This is a genomic window from Mesorhizobium sp. WSM3864, from assembly GCF_002294955.1.
Taxonomy (GTDB): Bacteria; Pseudomonadota; Alphaproteobacteria; order Rhizobiales; family Rhizobiaceae; genus Mesorhizobium.
Map to the genome: position 1 here is coordinate 111791 of NZ_NSGD01000010.1, position 25864 is coordinate 137654.

Below are 25864 nucleotides of genomic sequence, written 5' to 3' on the forward strand. Positions count from 1 at the left end.
GACAAAAGATGCTTGACTCGCCCTGCCCCTTCCGGACAATTGCGTTGTCAGACATCTTACATACGAGAGGGAGGTTTCGTGAGGAGATTGATCGCTTGTTTCGCGCTGGCTGCCGGCGCGCTCGCATTTGTGTCGGCAGCGCGAGCGGGAGAAACCCTGGATCGCGTCACATCCAAGAAGGCCATGGTGGTCGCGACCAACAGCGGCTGGCCGCCGCAGAGCTTTCTCGACGAAAGCAACCAGCTGGTGGGGTTTGATATCGACGTCTCGAAAGAGATCGCCAAGCGTCTGGGCGTGGAGGTCAGCTTCGAGACGCCCGACTGGGCCACAATGACCGGCGGCCACTGGCAGGGCCGCTACGACCTCGGCGTCGGCTCGGTGACGCCGACCAAGGCCCGGGCCAAGGTGATCGATTTCGCCGGCATCTATTATTACAGCCCTTATGTTTATGTGGTCCACAAAGACAGCAAGGCGAAGTCCGTGAACGACCTGAACGGCAAGGTGATCGGTGTCGAAACCGCCACGACTTCGGAAGATTTCATCCGCCGTCAGCTGGAGATCGACGCTCCCGGCCTTCCGCCAGTCGAATACAAGCTGCAACCCGGCGAGATACGGACCTTTGCCGATTCCATGCTGCCATTCGACGATTTGAGACTTGGGGACGGCGTGCGGCTCGACGCAGTCATCGCGCCCGAGCAGACCGCCCAGAACGCCATCAAGAACGGGTATCCGCTGCGCATCCTTGAGGGCGACTACGCCTTCCGCGAGCCGCTGGTGGTGATCGCGGACAAGGGTGACGCCGAGTGGACCACCAAGGTCGGCGGCATCATCGACGAGATGAAAAAGGACGGCACGCTCGCCACGCTGACCACCAAATGGTACGGCAAGAACTACAGCGCCGACTGACGTTCTTCGCGGGCGGCTTTCAAGGCCGCCCGCCATCATGCGATTCATCATGACCTATCCCGATACTTACTATCGCCGCACGCTTGCCGACGAGAAGGTCAGACCACCATTGGCCGGTCTGGCCGAATGCGACACGGTCATTGTCGGCGGCGGACTGGCCGGTCTGACGACGGCGCTGCAGCTGGCCCGCGCCGGGCGCGAAGTCGTCCTGCTCGAAGCCGAGCGCGTCGGCTTCGGCGCCTCGGGCCGCAACGGCGGCTTCGTCAGCCCCGGCTTCGCCACCGGCAGCGACAATATCGCCGCGATGGCCGGCACCGCGGCGGCACAGAAGCTGCACCGATTGTCGATCGAAGGCGTCGAATTCGTGCGGCAGACGATCAAGGATCTCGACATCAAGGCGGCAAAGCCTCGCCCCGGAATTATCGGCGTGCTTCGCCATGACGGCGGCGCCGAACTGAAGGCCCACGCCGAACGGCTGGCGCGGGATTTCGACTATCCGCTCGAATATCTCGAGCGTGACCAGGTGCGCGCGGTGCTGCAGTCCGAGCGCTACTATCAGGGCCTGCGCGACCCCAACGCCTTCCATATGCATCCGCTCAACTATCTGCGCTCCGTCGCCGAGGAGATCGAGCGGCTGGGCGGCAGGATCCACGAGGCGTCGAGCGCCGTCGAGGCGAGACTCGACGGCCCGCAAAAGACCATGCGCACAGCAAACGGCGAAGTACGCGCGCGGCAGGCGGTGTTCGCCACCGGCGGCTACACAGGACGGCTGCTCGGCCAGTTGAGGCGGGCCATGTTGCCGATTGCGACCTATGTGATGCTGAGCGAGGAGGCCCCGGAGCTCATCGCCAGCGCCATCGCGACGACCGACGGCATAGGCGATAGCCGCCGCGCCGGCGACTACTACCGCGTCGTGGAAGACGGGCGGCGGCTGCTCTGGGGTGGGCGCATCACCACGCGGGCCGCTTCGCCGGCGGCGCTGGCCAGGGAATTGCGCCGGGAGATGGTCGGAACCTATCCTCAGCTCGCTGCGCTCAAGACCGAACTCGCCTGGTCGGGGCTGATGGCCTACGCCCGGCACCTGATGCCCCAGATCGGACAGCTGCAGCCAGGCGTCTGGTATCTCACGGCGTTTGGCGGCCATGGCATCAACACCACCGCCATGGCCGGCAAGGTGGTGGCCGAGGCGATACTCGGCCAGTCGGACCGTTACCGGCTGTTCGAACGGTTCGGACTGACCTGGGCGGGGGGGCCGGTCGGGCTTGCCGCGGCGCAACTCACCTATTGGAAGCTACAGGCGCAAGATTGGTGGCGCGAACGCCCCCGCTGACCACAGGGAGATCGACAGGTGATCGGCAGACTGCTGCTCAATTATCCGGACGCCGCGCGTCGCATCGGCATGTGCCTGGCGCTCGCCGCGTTCGCTGCAGGCCTCTACGGGCTTGGCATCAAAGCCGACTGGATCGGCAAACTGGTTCCGAGCTCCCTCGAATGGCTTGCCGCCAATCCCGCGGCAGCGCGAGGCGTTTCGGCGGTGCTGATCGCGCTGATCGCGGCGGCCAACTGGAAAGCCCTGCAGCAACTCGGGCGCAAACAGCAGATCGTGGCGGTGTGGATCGAGCTGTTCGTGCTGCTGATGCTGTTCTTCTATTCCTTCGACCTGTCGTTCTCTTTCATTGCCAGGAAGATCGGCTTCCTCGTCTCGCAGGGCGTGGTGACGACGCTCTACATCTCCGCCATTTCGATCGCCATCGCCACGGTCATCGCCTTCATCGGCGCCATAGCCAAGCTCTCCAAGAACGGCGTCGTCTATGGCCTGGCAACGTTCTACACCTCGCTGTTCCGCGGGCTGCCGTTGCTGATGCAGATCTACATCATCTATCTCGGCCTGCCGCAGGTCGGCTACGTGATCGGGGCCGTGCCCGCCGGCATCATGGCGCTGTCGCTTTGCTACGGCGCCTACATGACCGAAATTTTCCGGGCCGGCATCGAAAGCATTCCGCGCGGCCAGACGGAGGGCGCCACCGCGCTTGGCCTCAGCCCCAACCAGACGATGTTCCTGGTGATCCTGCCGCAAGCGATGCGCGTCATCGTTCCCCCGACCGGCAACCAGTTCATCGCGATGCTGAAGGATTCCTCGCTGATTTCGGTGGTCGGCGTATGGGAGATCATGTATCTGGCGCGCACGCAGGGCCAGACCGAGTTCCGGCACATCGAGATGCTGATCACCGCCTCGATGATCTACTGGCTGCTGTCGATCGGGCTCGAATTCCTGCAGTCCCGCATCGAGGAACGGTTCGGGCGCTCGCTGAAGCGCTGAACTTCAGTGCGGCATTCCCTCCTGGGGGAAGCCGCCGAGATGGCAGCAGGTCAGCGCGGCGCGATCGCGGCCGCTTTCGAGACATTGCAACAGCGGCTTTTTGGCCAGCCAGGCGTGGAGAAAGCCGGCAATGAAACTGTCGCCGGCGCCGGTCGTGTCGACGACCTCGACCGGACGGATGCCGGTCTCGGCGCGCTCGCGGGCAGTGAACGCCATCGACCCCTCGGCACCGCGCATGACGACGGCGCAGCCTGCGCCGCGCGACAGAAGATCCGCCGCCATCGCCGCCGCGGCACCATAGGGTTCGCCGGTCGAGCAGAAGGCTATGCTCAGGCCCTCGACGCCGAGATTGGCCGGATCGGCGTTGACCGAAATGTCCTGCGAGACGCTGACGCCTGCCCGCGACAGGCGCCTGCGCAAGGCGCCGCCGTCATCCAGCCAGCCGATATGGACGTGATCCATCGCCTCCAGGATCGCAAGTTCGGCCTCGTGCGGCGCGTATCCGGCGCAGGCGCCGAAATCCTCGGCGGCGATCAGCCGCTCACCTGACGGCAACACTTTGATGTCGGTCCAGGCGGTGTTGCGGTCGCCGACGCGCAGGTGGTCGACCACGACCCGATTGGCTTCGAGCTCGGCGCGGGTGCGCTCGCCTTCGGCGTCGCGGCCGACGGCACCGAAATAGAAGCTCCTATTGCCAAGCCGGGCGAGCTGGACGGCGACGTTGAGCGCGTTGCCGCCGACCAGCGAGCGCCCGATCGGCAAGCCGAGGCGGTCAGTGCAATTGTCGCCGACGGCGGCAAATCGAAATTGAGCCGTCATATCCCCCTCTGCTACGCCATGAAGCGCTGCCGCTAAAGGCACGCGCTCAATAGGCTACGCGTTTATAGTAGCGGCGCGTCGTCAGCGGGTGGTTGCGGATCACCTCGAGATGAGCGCTGACGCGTTCGAGGGCGGTGGCCAGCACGACCGGCGAAACCAGCGCGCGCACGTCCGCAGAAATGCCGGGCAGTTCGAAGGCGGCCGTGTCGAGCACCGTCGTCTTGTCCGTGTAGTTAGCTGCGAAATTCTCGACCCGCTCGGCCAGCGGCCGGGCGCTGTCCTCGCCCTTGAAGAGAACAACGCTCACGTCTTTTTCCACCAGTTCCAGCGTGCCGTGGAAAAAATCGGAGGCATGCACCGGACGGGTCCGGATCCATTGCATCTCTTCCAGGATGCACATGCCGTAATACCAAGCCTGCGGCCAGACGTTCCCGGCGCCGGTTATGATGTGATAGTCGGAGGCGGCCAGGTTTTGGGCGAAGTCGGCGGCTTGCTTTTCATAGCTCCGCTTCACCTCCAGCAGCAATCGCGGCAACTGCGCCAACTCGGCGAAAATCCGCTCGGATTCGGCCAGCTCGCCGCGATGCTTCAGCACCGAAAGCGCAAAGAACAGCGACTGGAGGTAGAAGGACTCGCAGGAGGTGTCGTCTTCAGCGAAGTTGACGAAGACGTGGTCCCCGCCCCTGCCGAGCGGCGTCTCCTCATGCCCAACCAGCGCGATCACCGTCGCTCCGATCTCCTTGATCCTAGCCAGCAGCGCCACGCTTTCCTTGGTAGTGCCCGAGAGCGAAGGCAGCACGACGATCGACTTCTCGGTCAGGTGCACGGATTGGGCAAGCTGCAGCTCGGCAGTGATTTCGACGAAGGCGGGAAAGCCGGACCGGCGCTGCAGCAATTGCGCGGCCGGATGCATCAGAATCGCCGCGCCGCCGGTGCCGAGGAAGAAGATGTTTTGAGCCCCGCCGGCGAGACATTGCGCAACGGCGGTTTCGATGCGCTCCCGCAAAGCCACCGCCCCCGATTGAATGCGCACAAACCGGGCTTCGTCGAAATTGAGCATCGTTCCCTCGATCGCTTCTGTTGTAAGACAACTGACATCTTCATGAGGGCATTTCAAGAGAAATCTTGCGGACCGGCTCCGGTCCATTTGGGTGTGCAGCATGTGAAGCGGCACGACATGCCCCGCTTGACCTAGCCGCGATTGTCCGACAACAAAAGGAGAGTTGGCACAATGGGGATAACGGACTTGGACGAGCCGCTTCGCGATGCGCGCACATTGGCGGTCCAGCTCCGAGACCGCCTTGCCGACCTGATCAGAAGCGAGGGGCTCAAGCCCGGCGACCGGCTGCCGACCGAGTCGCAGTTGACGCAGCGCTTCCGCATCTCGCGCCCTGCCCTGCGCGAAGCGCTGAAACTTCTCGAACAAGACGGCGTCATTTCCGTCACCCACGGCCTCGGCCGCTTTGTCACGGCGAGCTCTGCCGTGCAGGTCGACCGGCCGATCACGATTTTCGAAAGCGTGACCGACATGTCGCGCCATTATGGCTACGACACCATCAACAAGGTTCTGTCGATCGCCGAGGAAACGCCCGATCCGGTGATCCAGCAGCAATTGCGGCTGGCCGACGGAGAGCGCGTCATAAGGCTGGAACGGCTGCGGCTGCACAACGACGTGCCCCTGATCTACTCGCTGGATTACGTGCCGCGCGGCCTTTTGCCCGGCCGCCTTTTCGACATCGAATGGAGTGGTTCGCTACTCGCGCTGTTGGAGAAAAACCGCCATCAGCCGCGTATGTCGGCCGCCTCGGTTTCAGCCGTGACGCTGCCGGACGAAATCGTGCAACGCAACGACCTGCGCGATTTTGGGCCGGCGCTGCTCATTGCGGAAACCTGTTTCGATGCGACCGGGACACCGGTCGTCTATGCCGCTGTCTATCATCGCGGCAGCCATTTCGCCTTCAGTTTCGCACGGCGGTGACGCCTAACGCCGGCGAGTTGGGCCGGCGACGGCGGTGTTCGCCGGGCGCTGCCGCATGGGAATTCAGTTCGAGAATAGCCTTCGAATAGGTCCTCTGGTTCACGCGTCCTTTTCTTAGGCTCTGGCCAACGCTCTGAGATCCCATTCCCTGTCCGGCAGTCGCACGCTGCGCGTCTGGCGGCGTGTTGGCGCTCATTTGCTTGTCGCCCTCGGTCGAGACCGTCACCTCCCCGCCGGATCTCCAGAACGCGTAGAGCTGTTCCGGGTAGCCCGGCTCACGGAATCCCGGTCGGCGGGCGCATCTGGCCTGCCGCAAACCTGAGCCCCCGACGAGCCGCCTATCCCGGATCCTTAATTAGATTGCGCTCAGTCTCTAAATGGCATATAGATTTCGTACGCAATCTAAATATGGAGGCCGATCATGCGCGTGAGCCGCATTCAGGCTGAGAAGAACCGGCAGACCGTGATCGACGTGGCCAGCCGCCTTTTTCGGGAACATGGGTTCGACGGCATCGGCCTCAAGGATCTGATGAAGGGTGCCGGGCTGACCCAAGGCGCCTTCTACAAGCAGTTCGCGTCGAAGGAGGACTTGGTCGCACAGGCTTCCAGACGGGCGGTGGAGAGTACGGCTGCCCGATGGGCGACGGCGACCGCAGCCAATCCCCGCGATCCGCTTGGGGCGGTGATGGCATTCTACCTCAGCATGGGCCATCGCGAGCAAAGGATGGACGGCTGCCCGGTCGCGGCGCTCGGCTCGGATGCCGCGAGACAGGGGGCCGACGTGAAAGGGTCATTCGAAGCCGGCATCAAGCAGTATCTCGAAATCATCGGCCGGTTGATCGCCGCGACCGATGGCGAAGAGCCCAACAGCAAGGCCATGGCCATTCTTTCGACGATGGTCGGCGCGCTGACGTTGTCGCGCGTCGTCAACGACCCCGACCTCGCTCAGGCCTTTCTGGATGCGGCCACCGAACAGGTTCGCGACGCAGTCACGGCTTGGACGGCGCGGGACTGACGACCGGGATTGATGGGAGAATAGATGCGACGGATCGTTGTAACGGGCATGGGCGCGGTCACGCCGCTTGCGGCGGATGTCGAGACGTCCTGGTCGCGTCTCCTGGCCGGCCGCTCTGGTATCCGCAGGCTTGCGGACGAGGTGGTGGAAGATTTGCCGGCGAAGATCGGCGGCGTGGTTCCTTCCCTGGAGGATGATCCCCAAGCCGGCCTCGATCCGAACGGTTTCCTGGCGCCGAAGGATCAGCGCAAGGTCGACCGCTTCATCCTGTTCGCGCTGGCCGCTGCAGAAGAGGCGCTTGCCCAGGCGAGATGGAAACCGGCCTCGGAAAAGGATCGGGTTCGCACGGCGACGATCATCGCTTCAGGTGTCGGAGGTTTTCCCGCCATCACCGAGGCGGTACGGACCGTCGACCAGCGCGGCGTTCGGCGCCTTTCACCGTTTACGGTGCCGTCTTTCCTGGTGAACCTCGCGGCTGGCCACGTCTCGATCCGCTACGGCTTCAAAGGCCACATCGGCGCACCGGTAACCGCATGCGCCGCCGGCATCCAGGCAATCGGCGATGCGGCTCGCATCATCCGCGCCAATGAGGCCGATATCGCTTTGTGCGGCGGCACCGAGGCATGCATGAACACCGTCAGCTTGGGCGGCTTTGCAGCGGCACGCTCGCTTTCGACCTCCTGCAATCACCGCCCCGATCAGGCTTCTCGTCCGTTCGACATGTCGCGGGACGGGTTCGTCATGGGCGAAGGCGCCGGTATCCTCGTCATCGAGGAATTGAGCCATGCGCTGGCTCGCGGCGCGAAACCGCTCGCCGAGGTCGTCGGCTACGGCACCACGGCGGATGCCTATCATGTCACTTCCGGCCCCGAGGACGGCGATGGCGCGCGACGTGCGATGGAGATCGCGATTGCCCAGGCCGGCATCTCGCCACGCGAGATCCGCCACCTCAATGCGCATGCGACCTCCACGCCGGTGGGCGACCTGGGAGAAATCGAAGCGATCAAAAGGGTCTTCGGCGCGGATTTCTCGATCGCCGTCAGCGGGACCAAGTCGGCGACCGGACACCTGCTCGGCGCTGCCGGCGGGCTCGGCGCGATCTTCACGATATTGGCGCTCAGGGACCAGGTGGCGCCGCCAACCCTCAATCTGGGCGCGCCCGATCCGGCCGGCGACGGGATAGACTTCGTCGCTAACCAAGCCCGGCCAATGGGAATGGACTACGCGATCTCCAATGGTTTTGGCTTCGGAGGTGTGAACGCCAGCGCGCTGTTCCGGCGCTGGGACGGACAGGCATGAACGGTCGAGCCGCTCCCTGGCTGAGGCTTTTGTTTCGGCCTTCCGATTTCCCCACTCCAGCCGCAAGAAAGTGATCTCATGAAAAAGACCAATCCTGGCGTCGCCCTCGTCACAGGGGCATCCTCGGGCATCGGGCGCGCAACAGCCGCAGCCCTCCGGAACGCGGGCTTTCGCGTGTTCGGAACCAGCCGTCGCGCGATCTCCGAGCAGTCCGATGGCGTTACCATGCTGACCGGCGACGTGACCGACGACGCGTCCGTATCGAAGCTGGTCGAAGAGGTGCTGGCCGAAACAGGGCGCATAGACCTGCTCGTCAACAATGCCGGCATCGGCCTGCTCGGCGGCGCGGAGGAATCCTCGACTGCGCAGGCTCAGGCGCTGTTTGATGTCAATGTCTTTGGTGTCATCCGGATGACCAACGCGGTGCTGCCGACAATGCGACGCCAACGGAGCGGCAGAATCGTGAATTTGAGTTCCGTGCTGGGCCTGATTCCGGCTCCCTATTCCGCTCTCTATGCGTCGACCAAGCATGCGATCGAAGGCTACTCAGAATCGCTAGACCATGAACTGCGGTCGTTCGGAATTCGCGTGGTGCTGGTCGAGCCCGCCTACACCCGCACGTCGTTTGAAGAAAATCTCGCCAGGCCCGATCAGTTGCTGGACATCTATGGCACCGCGCGCGCCGGCATGGATGTGGTTCTGCGGAAAGCCATCGAGACAGGCGATGCGCCCGAGATCGTGGCCAAGACGGTCTTGCAAGCGGCGACCGCCTCCATTCCACGGAGGCGCTATGCTGCCGGAAAAATGGCTCGCCAGATCAGCTTGCTGCGCCGTTTCGTTCCCGAATCCGCCTTCGACAAGAGCCTGCGAAAGCAAAACGGCCTGCCGGCCTGATATCCAAGTCGCCGACAGGGTCCTTCGAGGCTCTCTGACACAGGAGTTGGGCAGCCGCAGCCGCCCACCCCCTTAGGCGGCGCTGCCGGTTCGGCGCGACGGGAGTTGCCCGGGATCACAGGCGGCCCTTGCGGCGGCAGAGGTGTCGAAATGCCTCGGCTCGAAGGCCAGCGCATCGTGCATGGGAAGCGCTGCCGAGAAGAGGAAGCCCTGCCCGATCATGCAATCGAGCGAGCGCAGGATCAGCCGATCGGCGTCCGTTTCGACCCCCTCCGCCATGACCTCTATGCCAAGCGTTCGTCCGAGATCAATGACCGCCTTGACCAGCGCCTGATCTTCCACGGACTTGGCCAGATCGCGAACGAAGTCCTTGTCGATCTTGATCTTGCGGATCCGACTGTCCTTCAGCGAAACCAGGGTCGAAAAGCCGGTGCCGAAATCGTCCAGCACGATCGATATGCCCGCGTCCGCCAGGCGTTCCAGCTTTTCGTCGACCCGGGCGCGATCCACGGGCGCCTCTTCCGTGATCTCTATCTCGAGCATGGCCGCGGGGACATTCCTCGTCTTCAGGATGTCCAGCATCATATCGTCGACATTGCCTGCCTCGAGCTCACGCGGCGACAGATTCATCGCAACGCGCACATCCTGGCGCCCTTTCCTCGCCAGTTCCTCGATCATGGAGCAGCAATTGAGAAAGACCGTCTCGGTCAGCAGGGAAAGCAGACCGGTTTCACGCGCCGCTGTCACGATCTCCGGCGGGGGAATGGCGCCGTGAACCGGGTGCTGCCACCGCAGCAGCGCTTCGAAGCCGGCGACCGCTTGCGTGTCCAGCCGCACGATGGGCTGGAACCATGAGCAAAGCGTGCCTCTCTCGATAGCTGCGCGCAGGTCGCGCTCGATGCAGTGCTTGCGTTCGAGCCCTTGATCGAGCTCGGCATCGAAGAGGCAGTATTCGTTCCTGCCGCTGCGCTTGGCCGCGTAAAGCGCGAAGTCGGCGCGCAGCAGCATCTCCGTCAGTCGCGGTGTCTCCGATACGTAGATACCGATCGAGGCGCCGACACGCACCGATTTCAATGCCGGATCCGGATTGGCGATGGCCGCGATGATCAAGGACGCAAGCTCGTCTATCGAGTGCTGCGAGCTTGCGGCGGGAAAGAGCAGCACGAACTCGTCGCCGCCGATGCGCGCGATCGTTGCCCCCGGCGGCGCGTGGTTCTCTATCCTGCGCGCGACCCGGACCAGCAGGTCGTCGCCGATATTGTGACCATAGGTGTCATTGACGGATTTGAAGCCGTCGAGATCGATCAGCATGGTCACGAACGGACCGTCGGAAAAACCCATCTCGCCGATTGCGTGCTCGAGCCCGTGCCTGTTGAGCAAGTTCGTCAGCGGATCGCACCTGGAGTTTCGTTCCATCCGGGCCGCGAACGCCCGCGCTTCGTATTTGAGGCGGCTCGTCTCCTTGAAGCGAGCCTGCCCGAGCAGCGAGCTTCTGATCATGCCTCCAAGAAAAAGCAGGACCGTGAAGCCGAGGACGTAGTTCTCGATATTGCCTTTCGCCAACACGCATCCTGCGGCGATCAGAAGCGGCAATGTCAAGAAGTTGATCGAAGCCGGCGCGTATGACGCACCATAGGTGACCGAACCGGCCGACAGGCCGGCGAGGACGACCAGATAGAGCGGCGCCTGGGGAGTGGTGTATCCATCCGACAGCACGGCCAGAAAAGACCAGGCGATGCCCGATGCCAGCGCCAACAGCCCGTAAACGGAAAGTCGCGCATCGACCGGCCTCGACCGGCCATCGGGCCCATCAAAGGCAATTTCCGGCTGGGCGAGCGCCAGTCCTATGCGGGCGCCGTTGATGATGGTGACCGCCGCAAACCACAGAACCGCCGCCGGGCCACCGCCCGAGAGCATCTGCACGGCCAGGATCAGGGCCGAGAGAACGGTGCCGATGGGCATCGAGATGAAAAGGCCCTTCTTCAGGTCAGCGAACTGATCCCGCAGAATTCCCGCTTCCACGGCTTCGCTTTGCCCCTGAAGGGCTGAATCTGGGCCAGGCTGGTCGGAATCTCTCATGCCTAGTGGCTAAACGAGCGGAATGAAAATCGCGTTAAGGATTTCAGCGACTTACGGCGCATCAGTCATCGATAGGCGGGCGCGACGGTCCGGCCCGCCTCCCCCGGTGTGGCCGGAGCTTGCGAAAATCTGTCGGTCCGTTTGGAAACCGATCTGACGAAACTCCATCAAATCATTCGTCGGCCGCTACGGTCACCAAAGGATGGGTGTCGATGTCGTGACAGGCCTCGAACTTTGCTCATCGACTGGCGCAAAGCAGGCCAGGCGATCGTTGATTTGCCCAAACCAGCGTCGGGAGTCAGTCTGGCTCGGTCGGACTCCAATCGAAAAGCGCAGGGAGAAAGAAGATGGCTCAAGACCACTCTAAATCGAACGGACCGGATCTGGCCCAAGGCATTGCGCTATCCGACCTTGCCGATGGCGCAAAGCTGGTCGGTCACTATGGCGATGAACAGGTGCTGTTGGTGCGCCGCCGGACAGAGGTCTTCGCAATCGGGGCGGCGTGCACGCATTATGGCGGGCCGCTGGTCGACGGTCTTGTCGTGGAGGATACCGTTCGATGTCCGTGGCACCACGCCTGCTTCGATTTGCGCACCGGCGAAGCCGTGCGTGCGCCTGCGTTCAGTCCACTCGCCTGCTGGTCGGTGGAACAGCGCGGCGATCGCATATTCGTGGGCGAGAAGCGCAAGCGAGCGGCTCAAAAGCCCAGCAGCGGAGGAGCTGGCCAGTTTGCCGGCAGAATCGTGATCGTCGGAGGCGGCGCGGCTGGTTTCGCAGCCGCCGAAAGACTGCGTCGTGAAGGCCATCAGGGCAGCATCGTCATGCTCAGCGACGACGAGGCGCCGCCCGTCGATCGCCCCAACCTTTCCAAGGATTACCTCGCCGGCAAGGCGCCGTCGGATTGGGTTCCGCTGCGCGGGGAAAGCTTCTATGCCAAGAACGGCATTGATCTGCGCCTCAAGACCAGCGTCGCCGACATCGATGTCCGGTCCGGCGAGGTCGTGCACGCAGACGGGAACCGAACTGCCTACGACCGTTTGCTGCTTGCTACGGGAGCCGAACCGGTCCGCCTCACGATCCCGGGCGCCGATCAGCCACAGGTCCATACGCTGCGCTCGCTCTCCGACTGCAGCACGATTATCGAGCAAGCCGAGACGGCCCGCAGCGCCATCGTGCTGGGCGCCAGTTTCATCGGTCTCGAGGTTGCCGCGTCCCTGCGTGCGCGGAACATCGAAGTTCATGTCGTCGCGCCCGACGAACGGCCGATGGAGCGGGTCCTCGGGCCGCAGATGGGCGACTTCATCCGCAGCCTCCACGAGCAAAATGGCGTCGTCTTTCATCTCGAGGACACCGCGACCGCCATCGACGGCACGAACGTGCAACTGAGCAGCGGCCTTACGCTGACCGCGGATCTCATCGTCGCTGGCATCGGCGTGCGGCCGCGGCTCGGGCTTGCCGAAAAGGCTGGGCTCAGGCTCGACCGCGGCATCATGGTGGATGCCTTTCTGGAGACGAGCGCGCCGGGCGTTTTCGCGGCTGGCGACATTGCGCGATGGCCCGATCCCCACTCCGGCGAAAACATCAGGGTCGAGCACTGGGTGGTCGCAGAAAGGCAGGGGCAGACGGCTGCTCTGAACATGCTCGGACAGCGCGAGAAATACACTGCCGTGCCGTTCTTCTGGAGCCAGCATTATGACGTCCCGATCAACTACGTTGGACATGCGGAGCGATGGGACGAGATCGCGGTGGAAGGCGACATCGCCGCCAAAGATTGCCTCCTGCGTTTCAAGCGCAAGGGACGCACACTGGCGGTCGCCTCGATTTTTCGCGACATCGAAAGCCTGAAGGCCGAATTGGAGATGGAACGCCAGAGCGCTACCTGATGAAGCATGCAGAGGCCGCTTAGAGCAGCGCACGCACGGAGGCGGCCGGCGTCGGTCTGCAATGCGCTCAAATCCGACATCCGACCGGAACGGCCGACCGCTGCAAATGTGATGCAGTTGAAGACCAAAGGCCGTTTTGCCGTTTCAGACGGCCTGGCGAAGGCTGATTTGCCGCCATGCGATCGGCGGTACCAATCGCCTACGAAAAGCAACAACGCGATGAAACCTTTCAGGGCTTCTTTCCGTTCGGTCGGAGGAGGATCCAACAATGACCGAACCCGGCGAAAGCAGTTCCCATAACCGGATCGACGACAAGCAGCTCGTCATTTTGCTGAAACAGAAAACAGGCATTTCGGACGCGCAAGCCAGGAGGCTGATAAAAGCGGTTGGACGCGATCGTCCTGCGCTGTTGCGGGAAGCCAGAATCATCAGGGCGAGGCACTCGGGCGTCTAGTTCACGCCGCCGCTTGAGCCGGTCGATGGACCTTTCCGAAAAACGGCCATCCCCTCAGCGTGCGACCAGCCGAGAAACCTTGAGCCGCGGCGCGAAGAAGCAGCGCAAATAGGGCTGATTGGTTATCACGTAGTTGTTTTCGCAGATATGATATTGGCCGTCCGGCGATTCCTGAACCCGATCTCGCGGGATGTTGAAACCGTCGGGCAAATAGGTATAGCCGCCGTCGGCTCTGGACCGCACCGAAGACTGAGGGATGGCGCGGCAATCTTGACTGCCGCAGCACTTGAATTTCGTTACCGGGTCAATCTTGTCTTCGTACCAATCATGCGCATTGGCGCCTGTTGCGGCGGCAATGCACATGGCTGTGAAGATGACCCTTCGCATGGCATTCCTCGTGTGCGGAGGCGCTGCTCATTCGGGCGTCATGTATATTAGCGTTGCGCCGAAAATGCCATCGGCTTGGCCAAGGTCCGGCACGGCAGCCGTCTGCCTCGCCCGCTCACACCAGCCATCGTTGTGGATGGTCTCGCCGGTCATGAACGCGTTCTGCATAGGATACAGACGGGCGGGCGCGCGATGTCGGAGGGCGTGGCGAAGCGCTTTTAGTCGTTGGTTGGTGCGTCTCGCTGCCCCAGAATCGCTGTGCCTCCTGGCGGCATGCACAAGAATCGGCGGCTTGCGCAGACCTGCCGATTGCGAGATGGTGGGCGATGATCGCCGGTAGGTATCTGGATCACAAATTGGAATGCCCGTATTGCGGTGTGATCCGGTTGCAGATCCCCATCGATGCTCAACCCACTACCCAAATCCATTGTGCCGAATGCGGCAAATATCTGGGTACGTGGGACGAACTCCAGACCGACTTTGAGCGCCAGGGCGGCACTGAGGGGGTGTTCCGTCTGGACAAAGGGCGTATCCAGAAGCTCGCTTCCAGCCAATGACGGACCGCCGGTGGCAGCCAAGCCCGGAATTGGCGGGAACTAATTTCTGACTTGAACGTTGCGCCGCCATAGGGGACTCCCGATGGCGCTCACATCTGACAGTCAGTCACAGGAATCTGTTGTTCAACGGCTTGTCCGGGAGATCGGCATTACCGAAGCGCAGGCTTTGGAACTTGTTTCTTTCCTAGGCTTGAATTGGGGTTCGCTCGTTCGCGAGGCGAAGGCACTGTCGCTCAGGAAGTAGCCTGTTGACGAGCCAGATCCGGTTTTCTTGCACGCGTGCCAAGGCACGCGCTGGAAAGTGCGCAAAGATACATTAGCGATCGCTTGACGAATCCGCTGGCCGCACCAGTCTTGCGTCTATGGCAAGAGGCATCAAGGTCGGAGACGAGGTCGCCATCACCGCAACGGTTCGCCGGCGGGTGACGGAGGACCGCGTCAGCGTGTCGATTCCCTCCTATGAGCAGCCGCATTCGATCATCGACCGCACGTCGACCGTGAAGAGAGGCCAGCCGATCGAGCTCGTCGGAGATGTAACGCGCGTCAATGGGGACCGGGTGACCGTGAAGCTCGGCGTACCGGTTACAGTGGACATCGACAAGGTCAGGCTGGTGACCACCAGCAAGCCTCCCGCGCGAAAGCCACCGGTGGTTCAGCGGCCGGCGTAAGGAAGACTGTGCCTGCCGGCAGTTCCGGACGGAAACCCGAGTCACGCTTTTCTAGAATTGCTCCGGCAAAAACCCGCCCGGGGAGGAGCGCGGGCGGGTTTTCGCAAGAGCGGCCACATGACTCGCTCACGGATGGCGGCCCTCATATCGGAGCAAAGGTTCGCCCCGCCGCTGCGTACCGAACAGCAAGACCCGCGGAAGGTTCCCATCGAGCCGAACGCTCCCGCACGCGCCCTCATCTTGACGGCCAAAAACCGCAAACCCATATCGCAGCCAGGCCAGGATCGCTGCCGGTTCCGGCCTGTCTCAGAACTCAAATTGTTCGTTCGACTTGGAGGATCTTATGAACGATCGGATGTTTGACAGCCCCGTTTTCGTGAAGAACGGGAACAGCCTCATCCAGGAAATCGCCTGCCTCGATGACGCCCTGGAATTTCTTTACGAATGGCCCAAGAACAAACGCGGCACCATCTACGAGACCGCCCTGCGTGCCTGTCAGCGAGCATTCGACAGCGACTATCCGCTAACGGCCGCCAGGGACGCGTTCTGCGGCTTCGCAAAGTCGGTCAAAATCCACGAGGACGTGAGTGTCACTTTGCCTTGGATGACCGGCAAGGGCCCAGGCAGCGGCGTGACTGCGTAGCAGCAAAAAGGAGGCAGTCGCGATGCTTGCAAAACCGTTCGAAAAGCCGATCCGCGTCTGGGTCGGACTGGGATTTCCGCGTCAGCTGAACACTGTCGTAGATGCCTATCAGTTCGTCGCCGACTGGTATGGCAACAGCCCTGAGCAGAAGGCGGCGATGCGTGCCTGCAAAGCCGCCTTGGTCGGCGAAATCGACCCAGAAACGGCGAGAGGCGTCTTCGTTGCCTTTGCCCGCCGGAAGGACATCCTCATCGAGGAGGGAGCAGTTCCGCTCTCGAATGGAAAAGCAGCCCAGCCGAAGCACGCTTGAGGACCGAGGCGGCGGCCAACGCCGCCTCGTTTCACCTGTAGGACGCGAACTAGCGCTTGGCGCTGTCGCTGTCGGCATCGGCCCGGGCGAGGAATGTCTCGGTGACCTGCGGAAGATTGTCCTTCAGCCACTCGGCCATCGCTTCTTCTTCGCGCAGGTTCTGCTCACATACCCGAGCAATCTCGGCTTCACCCACGGCTTCAGCGGCAGCCATGAGGATCGTATAGGAAGCGATCTCCATATGCTCGAAGGTGTAGCTGGCCAGAGAGCCTTTCATCACCTCGTCGCCGGCGAACACGCCGCTGATCGACTGCGCCATTGCGGTCAGTTTTCCGCCTGCGTCCTTCAGTGTTGACGAACCTTCTTCCAGGCCATCGAGGCAAGACTTCAATCGTCTCGCCTGCTCCTTGGTCTCGGCGAGGTGAGCCCGGATGCGTTCGCTGAGGTCCGGATAGCTCTCGAGCCGGCCCAGCTGGCCGGACAGCATCGTCTCGGCTTGCTCTTCCATTGCGTGAGCATCCCTCAGCCACTGGATCAGCCATTCGCGGGATTCAGACATAGTTTGTTCCTCCTGGTTGGGTGCGCCCGAACCACAAGGACTGCGGATTGTTCCGTGGCGAGAGTGACGGGAGTGGGCATGACGAGCAGCAGGCCCGCGGCTCCTCGAAAAGCGTCGCTGAGAGGACGGAAGCCGCGTCCGCATACCAACCTCCCAGAGGCTGGAACATTCCCAAAGGGAGGCGGTTTTATTCCTATCCAGGAGGAACAACCATGGCAGACGACACGACCAAGCGCGATTTCCGCGACCGCGGCCGCGTGTCAGGCGATAAGGAATATGAGGTCGCCCACTTCGCGAGGAAATTCCAGCTGACGATCCCCGAGGCTCGCGACCTCATCAAAAAGCACGGAAACGATCGTGCGACGCTGGAGCGCGAAGCAAGGGCGGTGGCGAGCCGCTGACGGGCGTTCGCACTTCTGCGGAGATACTGCGAAGGAGACTTGACATGGCTAACAACCTATCCCGCGAGGAGGAGCAGCGTGGCACCAGCAGGGTCTTCATGTGGGGCAGCGTCGCCGCGGCCGCAATCTTTGTGGCCCTTCTGGCGCTATTTTGGTTCGGCTCGTGATTGCCGTCGGCCACAAGGCCAAGGACCTTGCGGCGTACCACAGCCCTGCTCGACCGGTCAGGGCTGCGTCCTTAATTTGAGATTCGAAATGAGGCAACCGACGGCATGGGCGGGGGGCGATGGGGAGCCGTCGGTTACCAGGAACAGGGGCCATCGAATCAAAATATGCATAGGCCCTTATATGATCATGCCAGCAATTTGCGTTCTTGGAAACTGGTTCCGCCCGAAAATTCAATCGCCTATGACTAAGAACGCAGATTCGGGATGATCTTCACGGGCTCGCCCGCTACGCCGCATTTCGCTGAGCCGCCCTGAACGGATGGTCCATGGTAAACGCATCCGGCCGGATACGCCGCTCTACCTGCACCCAAGTAACGGGATGCGCGATGGGGAAGCCGGGGCGGGCCCGCGGCGAAAAAGCGCCGGCGGCCGTGTTGCCGCGTCCGTTGCGCAGATAGTCGATGAAGATGCGGCCCTTGCGGGCCACCGGCGCGGCCGACAGCAAGTAGCGGTCGGGTTCTGCGTCGGCGAGGACCTGGGCAATCGACCTGGCGAGCTGCCGCGCGCGGTCGTGGGTCATCTTCGCCGCCAGCGGCGCCATCAAGTGAATGCCCTTGCCGCCCGTGACCTTCGGCCAGCTTTCCAGACCTGACGCTGCCATGATGTCGCGCAGCGCCAGCGCGGTCTCAGTCACTTGCGCCCATTCCACGCCCTCACCAGGGTCGAGATCCAGCACGATCCGGTCGGCATGCTCTATGTCATCCACCGTGGCATTCCACGGGTGGAGCTCGACCGCATCCATTTCGACCAGCCCGAGCAAGCCGTCGAGGTCGTCGACCCAGACCCGAGTGCCCTCCCCACCTTCTCGCTTCTCGACGCGCAGCTGGTGCACCGCTGCCGGGATCTCGGGCAGCGTCCCCTTGTGGTAGAAAGTTGCCCCGAAGGCATGACGGACGAGCTTCAGTGGGCGACGGCCGAGGTGCACCAGCGCCTGATCGGCGACCAGACTCCAATAGCGAACGAGTTGATCCTTGGAAGGCGAGACCGCATCGGGCAGCAGCTGCAAGATATTCTCACGCGGCACGCCGTGATCTCGGTCCGCTCTTCGTTTCGACGGCGCCGGCGGCTTTGGCGGGACCGCCACCAGGTCCTCGCGGAGCCCCTTGAACACGGCCTCGCGCAAAATCCCGCGATCGGTAACGCCGCTGAACTGCACCTCGGCCAGGACTTCGGGTCTCACCCAGGTCGCCTTTGGCTTCACAATGGGCTCCGACAAAGGCGATCTGCCGATGATCAGCGGATCGAGCCGTTCGCGAACGCGTCGCGCCACTTCAAGCGTATAACCGCTCTGAGCCTTGCCTGCATAAAGCAGCCGATCGCCCTCGCGCCTGCCGATGTAGAGCGATGCGATCCGGCGCGGCTCAGCGCCAAGCTTCTCGACGAACGCGACGATCGGAAAGGTGTCGCTCTTGATGCATTTGACCTTGACCCAGCTCGTCTGCACGCCGGAACGGTAGGGCGCGTCCGCGCGCTTCGACACGATCCCCTCCAGGCCCATCCGGCAGGCATGATCGAACATCTCCCTGCCGCTCACCTCCAGATGCTCGGCATAGGTCAGCGTCGGCGCGCTGTCCTTCAGCAGCGTTTCGAGCGCTGCCTTGCGCTCGACCAGCGGCTGCTGTCGCAGATCGCGACCGTCGAGGTGCAGCAGGTCGAAGGCATAGAAGATCAATCTCGAAGAGTTTGCGTTGCCCAACTCGCGCTCCAGCGCCTGGTAGTCAGGCAAGCCGGTGTCGCCGAGAACGACAGCCTCGCCATCAACGATCGCAGATTTCACCGGCAAGCCTGCCGCCGCCTGGACAATCCTCCTGTAGCGATGCGACCAGTCATAGCCGCGGCGCGTGAAGGCTCGCGCTGTTGCGCCTTCCACGATGAGCTGGGTTCGGTAACCGTCGTACTTGATCTCGTGCAGCCATTCGCCGCCTTCGGGAGCTTTCTCGACCAAGGTGGGCGATTGGAACTCGATGAAGGAAAGCCGGTCTTTGCCGCTGGTCATGCACGCGCGACTCCAGGAACCGCGACTCAAGCCGGAGCAGTCCCATCAGTTCCTTCCATTTTAGTAAAATCGTATGTTTGTCCGACTTGGCCAAGCGTGGCCTCGCAAAGGCAACGCGTTGCCCTCCGACCCGCAGAGTGCTCCGATTATCTGAGTAGATGTTTTATCAGTTGAGTGCGGAACAATCCTTAGCCGGCGACGTTTGGCTGCGGGGTGGATCTTCTTCAGGTGGGCCGTCAATGAACAAGTCAATCGTAATGGATTCGGTCGAGATCGACACGCTGGAAGACAGGTATTACGTGCGCGTTATCGAGGATGGCGTTGTCACCATCAAGGGTTTCGGTTCCGAAGCGGACGCGAAAGCTTTTGCCAAGCACGAACACACCCGACTGGGACTTGACGCTGTCAAGCAGCCGGGCACCGGCCAAAAGCTGCGATACGGGTTTCCGGAAAGTTGATGCCGCCTCGAAGATCGAGGAGTCTCTGACTTCCCCTTCGGGAACGCCGGCAACGCGCGGTCGCGGTCCTGCCCCAAATAAGTCAGCCATGCACCTCGTTCATTTGCCTGGTCGAGGTTGAACCAGCTTGAAGTCGAAGCTCTCCAGCAAACGTCCACGAGCGCTCACAGGCCTCACGGAGGACGCGACCTCCGGTTTTGCGTGGACAGTTAGCTCGCTGCCAGCAGCGCTCGGCAGCGGGACTAGCTTACCGGCGCTGTTTATGGCGATAGCCATTCATTTCGGGCCTGGCCGAAAGCGAGGGCCCCTTCGCCGTGAACACGACGCCAGCCGCCTCAAAAGCGCGACGGATGCGGGTTCGTTTCTCGACCCGCAGAATTCTGATCCCGTTCTCGAAGTCGCGAATGGTCCCTTCGCCTAGGCTGGCCTTGGCGCCGAGGCGCACCTGCGACCAATGCAGGAGTTCTCGTGCGGCTCGCGACTCCTCTGGCGTCAAATCCATCAAGGGGTCTCCCCTAGGGCTTTTCAGCTGTCAATTTCCAGCTTCGTGTGTCCCGGCTGCTCATGCCAGATCACCTGCCGGAGGTCGCCCCAGTCCACTGCCTGCCCGCAGGCGGGACATATCCGGAACTGGTCCTCTTCGTTGGCGGCTGCTCTGACCCGCAACCGGGCAAAGATCGGCGGCCCCAAATCAGAAAGCTTTGTCACCCAGCTTCCTTGCCTCACGTTGCAAAATCTTACGGTCGTTGCCGTGCTCGCTGATCAGCTCCCGAACCTGTTCAGGCGTGATGCGATGCTGCTTGGCAAAGTAGCGAACCTCATAATCGTCGTCCGCCGACACACGGTCGCGGTCCCGGAAATCGCGCTTCGTTTTGACGTCTGCCATGGTTGCTCCTCCTGGCAAAACGAACACCGGGAAGGCAGGAATGTTCCAAACCGCTAATATGTGCGTGAAGCGCTAGCGTTTTGCCGGAATCGGGTCGGCCACGGCATTGCCTGGGGCTGAGGCCTCAAATGAAAGTAACCGGCGGCATGGGCGGGGGGCGTTGGGGAGCCGCCGGTCACCAGGCAAGGGCCCATCGAATCAGAAAATGCATAGGCCCTTATATGATCATGCCAGCATTTTTCGCTCTTGGGAACTGGTTTCGGCATAAAATTCAAGATCGTACGCCCAAAGGTGCACGTTCTAATGATTTGCACGCCGGCGCTGCGACAGGAACCAGATCGGCACGCCCGCGTCATAAAGACAGGTTTTTGTCGTAACCCGGGAGTGAAGTCGATGGTCCGGCTCTTCGTTGTCGCTGCCGTGGCGTTCGCGCTCGCATGCAGCGGAGCTCAGGCGGCCAGGCTTGATCTCGACGCGGTCAATCAGGCGCAATTCAGCGAGGACGAGCCGAAGGACGTCAGTCCGATGCTTCTCAAGGCGCAGATCCTTCTCGATCGCGCCCGCTTCTCGCCGGGCCTGATCGACGGTCGCCTCTCCGACAATTTTGCCAAAGCCGTGGCGGCGTTCCAGGCGGCCAACGGACTGGCTTCCGACGGCAAGCTCACACGCGAGACCTGGGACAAGCTGACGGCGAGCTCCGCCGAGCCGGTTCTGGTGACATATGAGGTCACGGTCAAGGACGTGCGCGGCCCCTTTACCAGGCGCATCCCCACCCGCCTGGAGCGGATGGCTCGTCTGAAGCGCCTCGGCTATCGCAATGCGCGGGAGAGGCTGGCCGAGCGTTTCCATATCAGCGAACAATTGCTGAAGACGCTAAACCCGCGCGTCGGGTTCCGGAAGGCAGATGTGAGCCTCGTGGTGCCCGATCTCGGACGGGGCGACGCCCCGGCGGAGATCGAGACCATCGAGGTCGACAAGGCATCCCGCCAGGTCCGCGCGCTCGATCCATCAGGCAAGCCGGTTGCGGTCTATCCGGCCTCGATCGGCAGCGAGGAAAAGCCGGCGCCGAGCGGCGCCGCGGAGGTCAAACGCGTGGTGCGCAATCCGACCTATCACTACAATCCGAAATTCGCCTTCAAGGGGGTCAAGAGCAAGCGGCCCTTCACCATCGCCAAGGGACCGAACAATCCGGTGGGATCGGTCTGGATCGACCTCTCGATCGAAAGCTATGGCATCCACGGCACGCCGGATCCCGGCAAGATCGGCACGACCTACTCGCATGGCTGCATCCGGCTGACCAACTGGGATGTCGAAGACCTCGCCGCCATGGTCAAGCCGGGCACGAAAGTCGAGTTCAAGGACGAGACGGCGCAGGACGGGCAGGCGCAGTAAAAACGCCGTGAGGAGCGAGCCGCCAAGGCGGGATCGCTGCATAAGCCCAATTTATCGTTACCCCTAGTTTTTCAGAACGTTACACGGCCTTCCGTCGCCTGTAGCTTCGGCGGCGCGCTTTTGAAAACGATCTGGAATTGGTGGTTCGATGCAAGCACATGCGAGAGTGGTGATCGTCGGCGGAGGATGCGTCGGCGCCAGCATCCTTTACGGCCTGGCCAAGCGCGGCTGGACCGACGTTGCGCTGCTCGAGCGGACCCAGCTTACGGCCGGCTCCACCTGGCATGCGGCGGGCCTGATCCCGTCCTATACCCGCAACATCAATGTCGGCCGCATGATCAAGAAGACCATCGAGATCTATGAAGGGCTGGAGGCCGAAACCGGCCAGCCGGTCGGCTGGCACAAATGCGGCCAGCTGCGCATCGCCAACTCGCGAGATCGGCTCGATGAATTCAAGAGCTATATGAGCGTGGCAGACGTCCAGGGTATGCGCGCTGAGTTGCTGACGCCGGCCGAGGCGAGGCAGCTGGCGCCGCTGCTCGACAACGACCACATGCTGGGCGCGCTTTATCATCCCGATGACGGCCACATCGCACCGGCCGATGTGACCATCGCCATGGCCAAGGGCGCGCGCGACCTCGGCAGCAAGGTCTATCTCAACACCGAAGTGACCGGCTTCAGGCGCACGCCCGGCGGCGAATGGCTCGTCCAGACGAACAAGGGCGACATCACCTGCGAGCACGTGATCTCCGCGACCGGCAATTATGCGCGCCAGACCGGCGCGCTGCTCGGCCTCGATATCCCGGCGATCCCGATCCTGCACCAGTACTGGATCACCGAAGCGGTGCCGGAAATCGTCGAGCGGAAAAGGCAGGGCCGCCCCGAAATGCCGATCCTGCGCGACGAAGGCTTCGAGGGCTATCTGCGCGAAGAAGGCGACGGGCTGATGTTCGGGCCTTACGAGCGCACGGCGAACCTGAAACTGTTCGCCGAGGACGGCGTCCCTTCCTGGTTCGGCGCCGACCTCGTCGAAGAAGATTTCGAGGCGGTGTCGTGGAACTGGGAGCAGGCTCTGCAACTGGTGCCGGCGCTGGGGCGCGTCGGCATCAAGGCCAATGTGCGCGGTCCGTTCCAGATGACCGCGGACGAGCTTCCCCTGATGGGACCGGCCTGGGGCCTGCCCAATGTCTGGCTGGCTGAAGGCGTGCCAGGCGGCATCCTGTGGGGCGGCACGATCGGCTATTACCTGTCGGAACGGATCGTCGAAGGCGGCAACAGCCTCGACACCTCGGATCTCGATCCGCGCCGCTTCGGCGACTACTGCAACAAGGCCTGGACGCGCCAAAAGGTCCGCGAGGCCTGGGGTACACATGCGGAGCAGAAATATCCGGGACAGGACATGCCCGCCGCCCGGCCGCAGAAGACCGCGCCTTCCTATGACAGGCTGACCGAGCTCGGCGCGGTCTGGGGCGTGCTCAATGGCTGGGAGATGCCCAACTGGTTCGCGCGCGACGGCGTCGAAGCCAAGGACCAGTATAGCTGGCGATGGACGCCGAAGGGGAACCTCGTCGCCCAGGAAGTACAGGCGGTGCGCACTGCCGTCGGCCTGGTCGAGATGACGCCCATGACCAAGTTCGAGGTGTCCGGACCGAACGCGGCCGCCTGGCTGGACAGGATCATTGCCAATCGCTTGCCGGCGGTCGGAAAGGTGACGCTGGCGCATCACCTCACTGCGGGCGGCGGCGTGCAGGCGGAGTACATGGTGGCGCGGCTCGGAGAAGACCTGTTCTACCTGATCTCGACGCCGCGCGCCGAGCGCTGGAATTTCGACGATCTCTCAAGGCTGCTGCCCGCCGACGGCAGCATATCACTGAAGAACGTCACCAACGATCGCGGCTGCTTCACCGTCGTCGGGCCCAAGGCACGCGAAGTGCTGCAGCCGCTGACCGAGATCGATCTTTCGAACGAAAAGTTCCCATGGTTCAGCGTGACGACCGGCAGCGTCGCCCTGGCCAGCGACGTTCGGCTGCTGCGCGTCAACTATGAGGGCGAGCTCGGCTGGGAACTCTATCATCCGCTGCCCTATCAGCGGCAGCTGCTGGATGCCATCCTAAAGGAGGGCGAGAAGCACGGCATGCGGCTTGTCGGGCTGCATGCGCTGGAGTCGCTCAGGCTCGAAAAATCCTACCGCGCCATGTATCGCGACATGAACCCTGAGCTCAACGCGCTGGAGAGCGGGCTCGAGCGCTTCATCCGCCGCGACAAGGGCGATTTCGTCGGCCGCGAGGCGGTGCTGAAATACAAGGCGAGGAACGACCAGCGCCGGTCGGTGACGCTCAAGATCGAAACCGGCGGCGCGAGCACGCTTGCCTCCGAGGGCCTTTATATCGACGGCGAACTTGTCGGGCGCATTACGTCGGGCGGCTACGGCTATGCGCTCGGCCATGACGTGGCGCTGGCCCTTCTGCCGGAACGTCTTAGCAAACCCGGCACCAAGCTCGAGGTCGCCATTTTGGGGGACTGGAAGATCGCCGAGGTGATCGCGGACTCGCCTTACGATCCGACCTCGGCCAGGGCGCGTATGTGATGCGCGTCGATCGGATCAACGTCTATTCGGCGCAGCTGCCCGTCAAAGGCGGCGTCTACCGCATGGCCAGCGACGACGTGGAGTCGCTGGACTCCACCCTTGTCGAGATCGTGACCGATGACGGCTTGACCGGCTGGGGCGAGACCTGCCCGATCGGACCGGTCTATCAGCCGCACCATGCGCTGGGCGCCCGCGCGGCGATCGCCGAAATCGCCCCGGGTCTGATCGGTGCGGAGATCGCTTCTATCAGACTGCTTGCGAAACAGATGGACGAGCGCCTGAACGGACATGGCTATGCCAAGGCCGCGTTCGACATGGCCTTTCTCGACCTGCTCGGCCAAAAGCTCGGCGTGCCGGTCTCGACGCTGCTGGGCGGCGCGCTGACCGATCGCGTGCCGGCCTATTATTCGCTGATCGTAGGTCCGCCGGACGAAACGGCGAGGATCGCCGCCGACAAGGTGAAGGCCGGCTATCCCCGCCTCCAAGTGAAGATCGGTGGGCGCAACCTCGAAGAAGACGTGGCCGTCGTGCACAAGGTCTGGGAAGCTGTCGGCTACAAGGCGCGCATCGCGGTCGACGGCAACCGGGGCCTGACAATCGCGTCGGCAATGCATCTCGACCGGCTTTGCCAGGCGATCCCCTTCGTCTTCGAACAGCCCTGCAACACTATGGATGAAGTCGCTACGCTGAAGGGCCGGGTGACGCATCCGGTCTACCTCGACGAGAGTACCGAGGACCAGAACGCGGTGCTTCGAGCGATCTCCATGGGCATCGCCGACGGCTTCGGCTTCAAGGTGACGCGCCTCGGCGGCCTCACGAAGATGACAACCGTGCGCGACCTTTGCGCAATTCGCTCGCTGCCGCACAGCTGCGACGACGCCTGGGGCGGCGACATCATCGCGGCGGCGTGTGTCCATCTTGCTGCCACGGTCGAACCGCGCCGGATGGAGGGGGCCTGGATCGCCCAAGAATATATCGACGGGCATTTCGACCGGAAGAACCCGGTCGTGATCGAAAAGGGCCACATAGCCGTGCCGCAGCGGCCGGGCCTGGGCGTGAAACCCGAGGCCGGGATATTCGGCAGTCCGCTGGCGACTTACGGAGCCTGACAACCGGCCAGGCTTTGGCCCGGCCGATCACTTCTTG

The 25864-nt window shown here is 62.7% G+C and carries 29 protein-coding genes; 19 read left to right on the top strand and 10 right to left on the bottom strand.

Annotated elements, in window-relative coordinates:
* The first annotated feature begins 78 nt into the window (after nt 1-78).
* From CK215_RS20680 to CK215_RS20690, 3 genes are read left to right on the top strand one after another with little or no spacing between them, the layout of a single operon-like run.
* Complete coding sequence (locus CK215_RS20680) at nt 79-906, top strand: transporter substrate-binding domain-containing protein (RefSeq protein ID WP_245418747.1); 828 nt, start codon at nt 79-81, stop codon at nt 904-906.
* Between the two features lie 49 nt (nt 907-955).
* Nucleotides 956-2236: an FAD-binding oxidoreductase gene (locus CK215_RS20685; RefSeq protein WP_095832042.1), complete on the top strand. Its 1281-nt coding sequence runs from the start codon at nt 956-958 to the stop codon at nt 2234-2236.
* An 18-nt stretch (nt 2237-2254) separates the two neighbouring features.
* Nucleotides 2255-3226: an amino acid ABC transporter permease gene (locus CK215_RS20690; protein ID WP_066993007.1), complete on the top strand. Its 972-nt coding sequence runs from the start codon at nt 2255-2257 to the stop codon at nt 3224-3226.
* 3 nt (nt 3227-3229) lie between these two features.
* Here the strand turns inward: CK215_RS20690 and CK215_RS20695 are convergent, their stop codons facing one another.
* On the bottom strand, nt 3230-4045 hold the full coding sequence (locus CK215_RS20695) for a PfkB family carbohydrate kinase (RefSeq protein WP_095831996.1): 816 nt from the start codon (nt 4043-4045) through the stop codon (nt 3230-3232).
* 46 nt (nt 4046-4091) lie between these two features.
* Nucleotides 4092-5105 carry an SIS domain-containing protein gene (locus CK215_RS20700; RefSeq protein ID WP_066993001.1) on the bottom strand — a complete coding sequence of 338 codons (1014 nt, stop codon included), beginning with the start codon at nt 5103-5105 and terminating at the stop codon, nt 4092-4094.
* A gap of 186 nt (nt 5106-5291) precedes the next feature.
* Here CK215_RS20700 and CK215_RS20705 point away from each other — a divergent pair, with 186 nt between their 5' ends.
* The 4 genes from CK215_RS20705 to CK215_RS20720 all read left to right on the top strand — a co-directional run bounded on the left by CK215_RS20705 (nt 5292) and on the right by CK215_RS20720 (nt 9231).
* Nucleotides 5292-6023, top strand: coding sequence for a GntR family transcriptional regulator (locus tag CK215_RS20705; protein ID WP_095832043.1), 732 nt, complete (start codon nt 5292-5294; stop codon nt 6021-6023).
* Nucleotides 6024-6444: 421 nt separating this feature from the next.
* Nucleotides 6445-7038, top strand: coding sequence for a TetR/AcrR family transcriptional regulator (locus CK215_RS20710; RefSeq protein ID WP_095831997.1), 594 nt, complete (start codon nt 6445-6447; stop codon nt 7036-7038).
* 24 nt (nt 7039-7062) lie between these two features.
* Complete coding sequence (gene fabF / locus CK215_RS20715; protein WP_095828718.1) at nt 7063-8337, top strand: beta-ketoacyl-ACP synthase II; 1275 nt, start codon at nt 7063-7065, stop codon at nt 8335-8337.
* A gap of 78 nt (nt 8338-8415) precedes the next feature.
* Nucleotides 8416-9231 carry an oxidoreductase gene (locus tag CK215_RS20720; protein ID WP_095828719.1) on the top strand — a complete coding sequence of 272 codons (816 nt, stop codon included), beginning with the start codon at nt 8416-8418 and terminating at the stop codon, nt 9229-9231.
* 72 nt (nt 9232-9303) lie between these two features.
* On the opposite strand, the gene CK215_RS20725 is transcribed toward CK215_RS20720, so the two are convergent.
* The gene (locus tag CK215_RS20725; RefSeq protein ID WP_245418749.1) at nt 9304-11253 is read right to left on the bottom strand and encodes a GGDEF domain-containing phosphodiesterase; all 1950 of its coding nucleotides are present in this window, start codon (nt 11251-11253) and stop codon (nt 9304-9306) included.
* Nucleotides 11254-11657: 404 nt separating this feature from the next.
* Here CK215_RS20725 and CK215_RS20730 point away from each other — a divergent pair, with 404 nt between their 5' ends.
* Together CK215_RS20730 and CK215_RS20735 are read left to right on the top strand one after the other, a co-directional pair.
* Entirely contained in the window at nt 11658-13193 is a 1536-nt protein-coding gene (locus CK215_RS20730; protein ID WP_095831999.1) for an FAD-dependent oxidoreductase, read from the top strand.
* A 268-nt stretch (nt 13194-13461) separates the two neighbouring features.
* A complete protein-coding gene (locus CK215_RS20735) occupies nt 13462-13647 on the top strand; it encodes a hypothetical protein (protein WP_066992988.1) in 186 nt (61 codons plus the stop codon).
* 54 nt (nt 13648-13701) lie between these two features.
* On the opposite strand, the gene CK215_RS20740 is transcribed toward CK215_RS20735, so the two are convergent.
* Nucleotides 13702-14034 (bottom strand): hypothetical protein, encoded by a 333-nt coding sequence (locus tag CK215_RS20740; protein ID WP_141245504.1) that lies wholly within the window; start codon nt 14032-14034, stop codon nt 13702-13704.
* Nucleotides 14035-14061: 27 nt separating this feature from the next.
* Nucleotides 14062-14187, bottom strand: a complete 126-nt coding sequence (locus CK215_RS32270) for a hypothetical protein (RefSeq protein WP_280953084.1) — start codon at nt 14185-14187, stop codon at nt 14062-14064.
* A gap of 173 nt (nt 14188-14360) precedes the next feature.
* Here CK215_RS32270 and CK215_RS20745 point away from each other — a divergent pair, with 173 nt between their 5' ends.
* The 4 genes from CK215_RS20745 to CK215_RS20765 all read left to right on the top strand — a co-directional run bounded on the left by CK215_RS20745 (nt 14361) and on the right by CK215_RS20765 (nt 16212).
* The gene (locus CK215_RS20745; protein WP_066992985.1) at nt 14361-14591 is read left to right on the top strand and encodes a hypothetical protein; all 231 of its coding nucleotides are present in this window, start codon (nt 14361-14363) and stop codon (nt 14589-14591) included.
* A 362-nt stretch (nt 14592-14953) separates the two neighbouring features.
* Nucleotides 14954-15259, top strand: coding sequence for a hypothetical protein (locus CK215_RS20755; protein ID WP_066992982.1), 306 nt, complete (start codon nt 14954-14956; stop codon nt 15257-15259).
* 343 nt (nt 15260-15602) lie between these two features.
* Entirely contained in the window at nt 15603-15902 is a 300-nt protein-coding gene (locus tag CK215_RS20760; RefSeq protein ID WP_095832002.1) for a DUF982 domain-containing protein, read from the top strand.
* 22 nt (nt 15903-15924) lie between these two features.
* Entirely contained in the window at nt 15925-16212 is a 288-nt protein-coding gene (locus CK215_RS20765) for a DUF982 domain-containing protein (protein WP_095832003.1), read from the top strand.
* Between the two features lie 49 nt (nt 16213-16261).
* Here CK215_RS20765 and CK215_RS20770 read toward each other — a convergent pair whose 3' ends face one another.
* Nucleotides 16262-16771 carry a DUF892 family protein gene (locus CK215_RS20770; RefSeq protein WP_066992977.1) on the bottom strand — a complete coding sequence of 170 codons (510 nt, stop codon included), beginning with the start codon at nt 16769-16771 and terminating at the stop codon, nt 16262-16264.
* Nucleotides 16772-16983: 212 nt separating this feature from the next.
* Between CK215_RS20770 and CK215_RS20775 the strand changes: the two genes are divergently transcribed.
* Entirely contained in the window at nt 16984-17172 is a 189-nt protein-coding gene (locus tag CK215_RS20775; protein WP_066992973.1) for a DUF3606 domain-containing protein, read from the top strand.
* A 44-nt stretch (nt 17173-17216) separates the two neighbouring features.
* Entirely contained in the window at nt 17217-17339 is a 123-nt protein-coding gene (locus CK215_RS32275) for a hypothetical protein (protein ID WP_280940525.1), read from the top strand.
* 286 nt (nt 17340-17625) lie between these two features.
* Here the strand turns inward: CK215_RS32275 and ligD are convergent, their stop codons facing one another.
* On the bottom strand, nt 17626-19395 hold the full coding sequence (gene ligD, locus CK215_RS20780; protein ID WP_095832004.1) for a DNA ligase D: 1770 nt from the start codon (nt 19393-19395) through the stop codon (nt 17626-17628).
* 239 nt (nt 19396-19634) lie between these two features.
* Here ligD and CK215_RS20785 point away from each other — a divergent pair, with 239 nt between their 5' ends.
* Nucleotides 19635-19853, top strand: a complete 219-nt coding sequence (locus CK215_RS20785) for a hypothetical protein (protein ID WP_095824617.1) — start codon at nt 19635-19637, stop codon at nt 19851-19853.
* A 247-nt stretch (nt 19854-20100) separates the two neighbouring features.
* Here CK215_RS20785 and CK215_RS20790 read toward each other — a convergent pair whose 3' ends face one another.
* From CK215_RS20790 to CK215_RS20800, 3 genes are read right to left on the bottom strand one after another with little or no spacing between them, the layout of a single operon-like run.
* Nucleotides 20101-20355, bottom strand: coding sequence for a helix-turn-helix domain-containing protein (locus tag CK215_RS20790; RefSeq protein ID WP_095832005.1), 255 nt, complete (start codon nt 20353-20355; stop codon nt 20101-20103).
* Between the two features lie 23 nt (nt 20356-20378).
* On the bottom strand, nt 20379-20561 hold the full coding sequence (locus CK215_RS20795; protein ID WP_066992959.1) for a hypothetical protein: 183 nt from the start codon (nt 20559-20561) through the stop codon (nt 20379-20381).
* Nucleotides 20545-20739: a DUF3606 domain-containing protein gene (locus tag CK215_RS20800; RefSeq protein WP_066992956.1), complete on the bottom strand. Its 195-nt coding sequence runs from the start codon at nt 20737-20739 to the stop codon at nt 20545-20547. The genes CK215_RS20795 and CK215_RS20800 overlap by 17 nt, the downstream gene beginning before the upstream one ends.
* 393 nt (nt 20740-21132) lie before the next feature.
* Between CK215_RS20800 and CK215_RS20805 the strand changes: the two genes are divergently transcribed.
* From CK215_RS20805 to CK215_RS20815, 3 genes are all read left to right on the top strand, one after another.
* Entirely contained in the window at nt 21133-22131 is a 999-nt protein-coding gene (locus CK215_RS20805; RefSeq protein ID WP_095832006.1) for a L,D-transpeptidase, read from the top strand.
* Between the two features lie 148 nt (nt 22132-22279).
* A complete protein-coding gene (locus tag CK215_RS20810; RefSeq protein ID WP_095832007.1) occupies nt 22280-24718 on the top strand; it encodes an FAD-dependent oxidoreductase in 2439 nt (812 codons plus the stop codon).
* A complete protein-coding gene (locus CK215_RS20815) occupies nt 24718-25827 on the top strand; it encodes a mandelate racemase/muconate lactonizing enzyme family protein (protein ID WP_095832008.1) in 1110 nt (369 codons plus the stop codon). Before CK215_RS20810 ends, CK215_RS20815 begins: the two co-directional genes overlap by 1 nt.
* Nucleotides 25828-25864 lie beyond the last annotated feature (37 nt).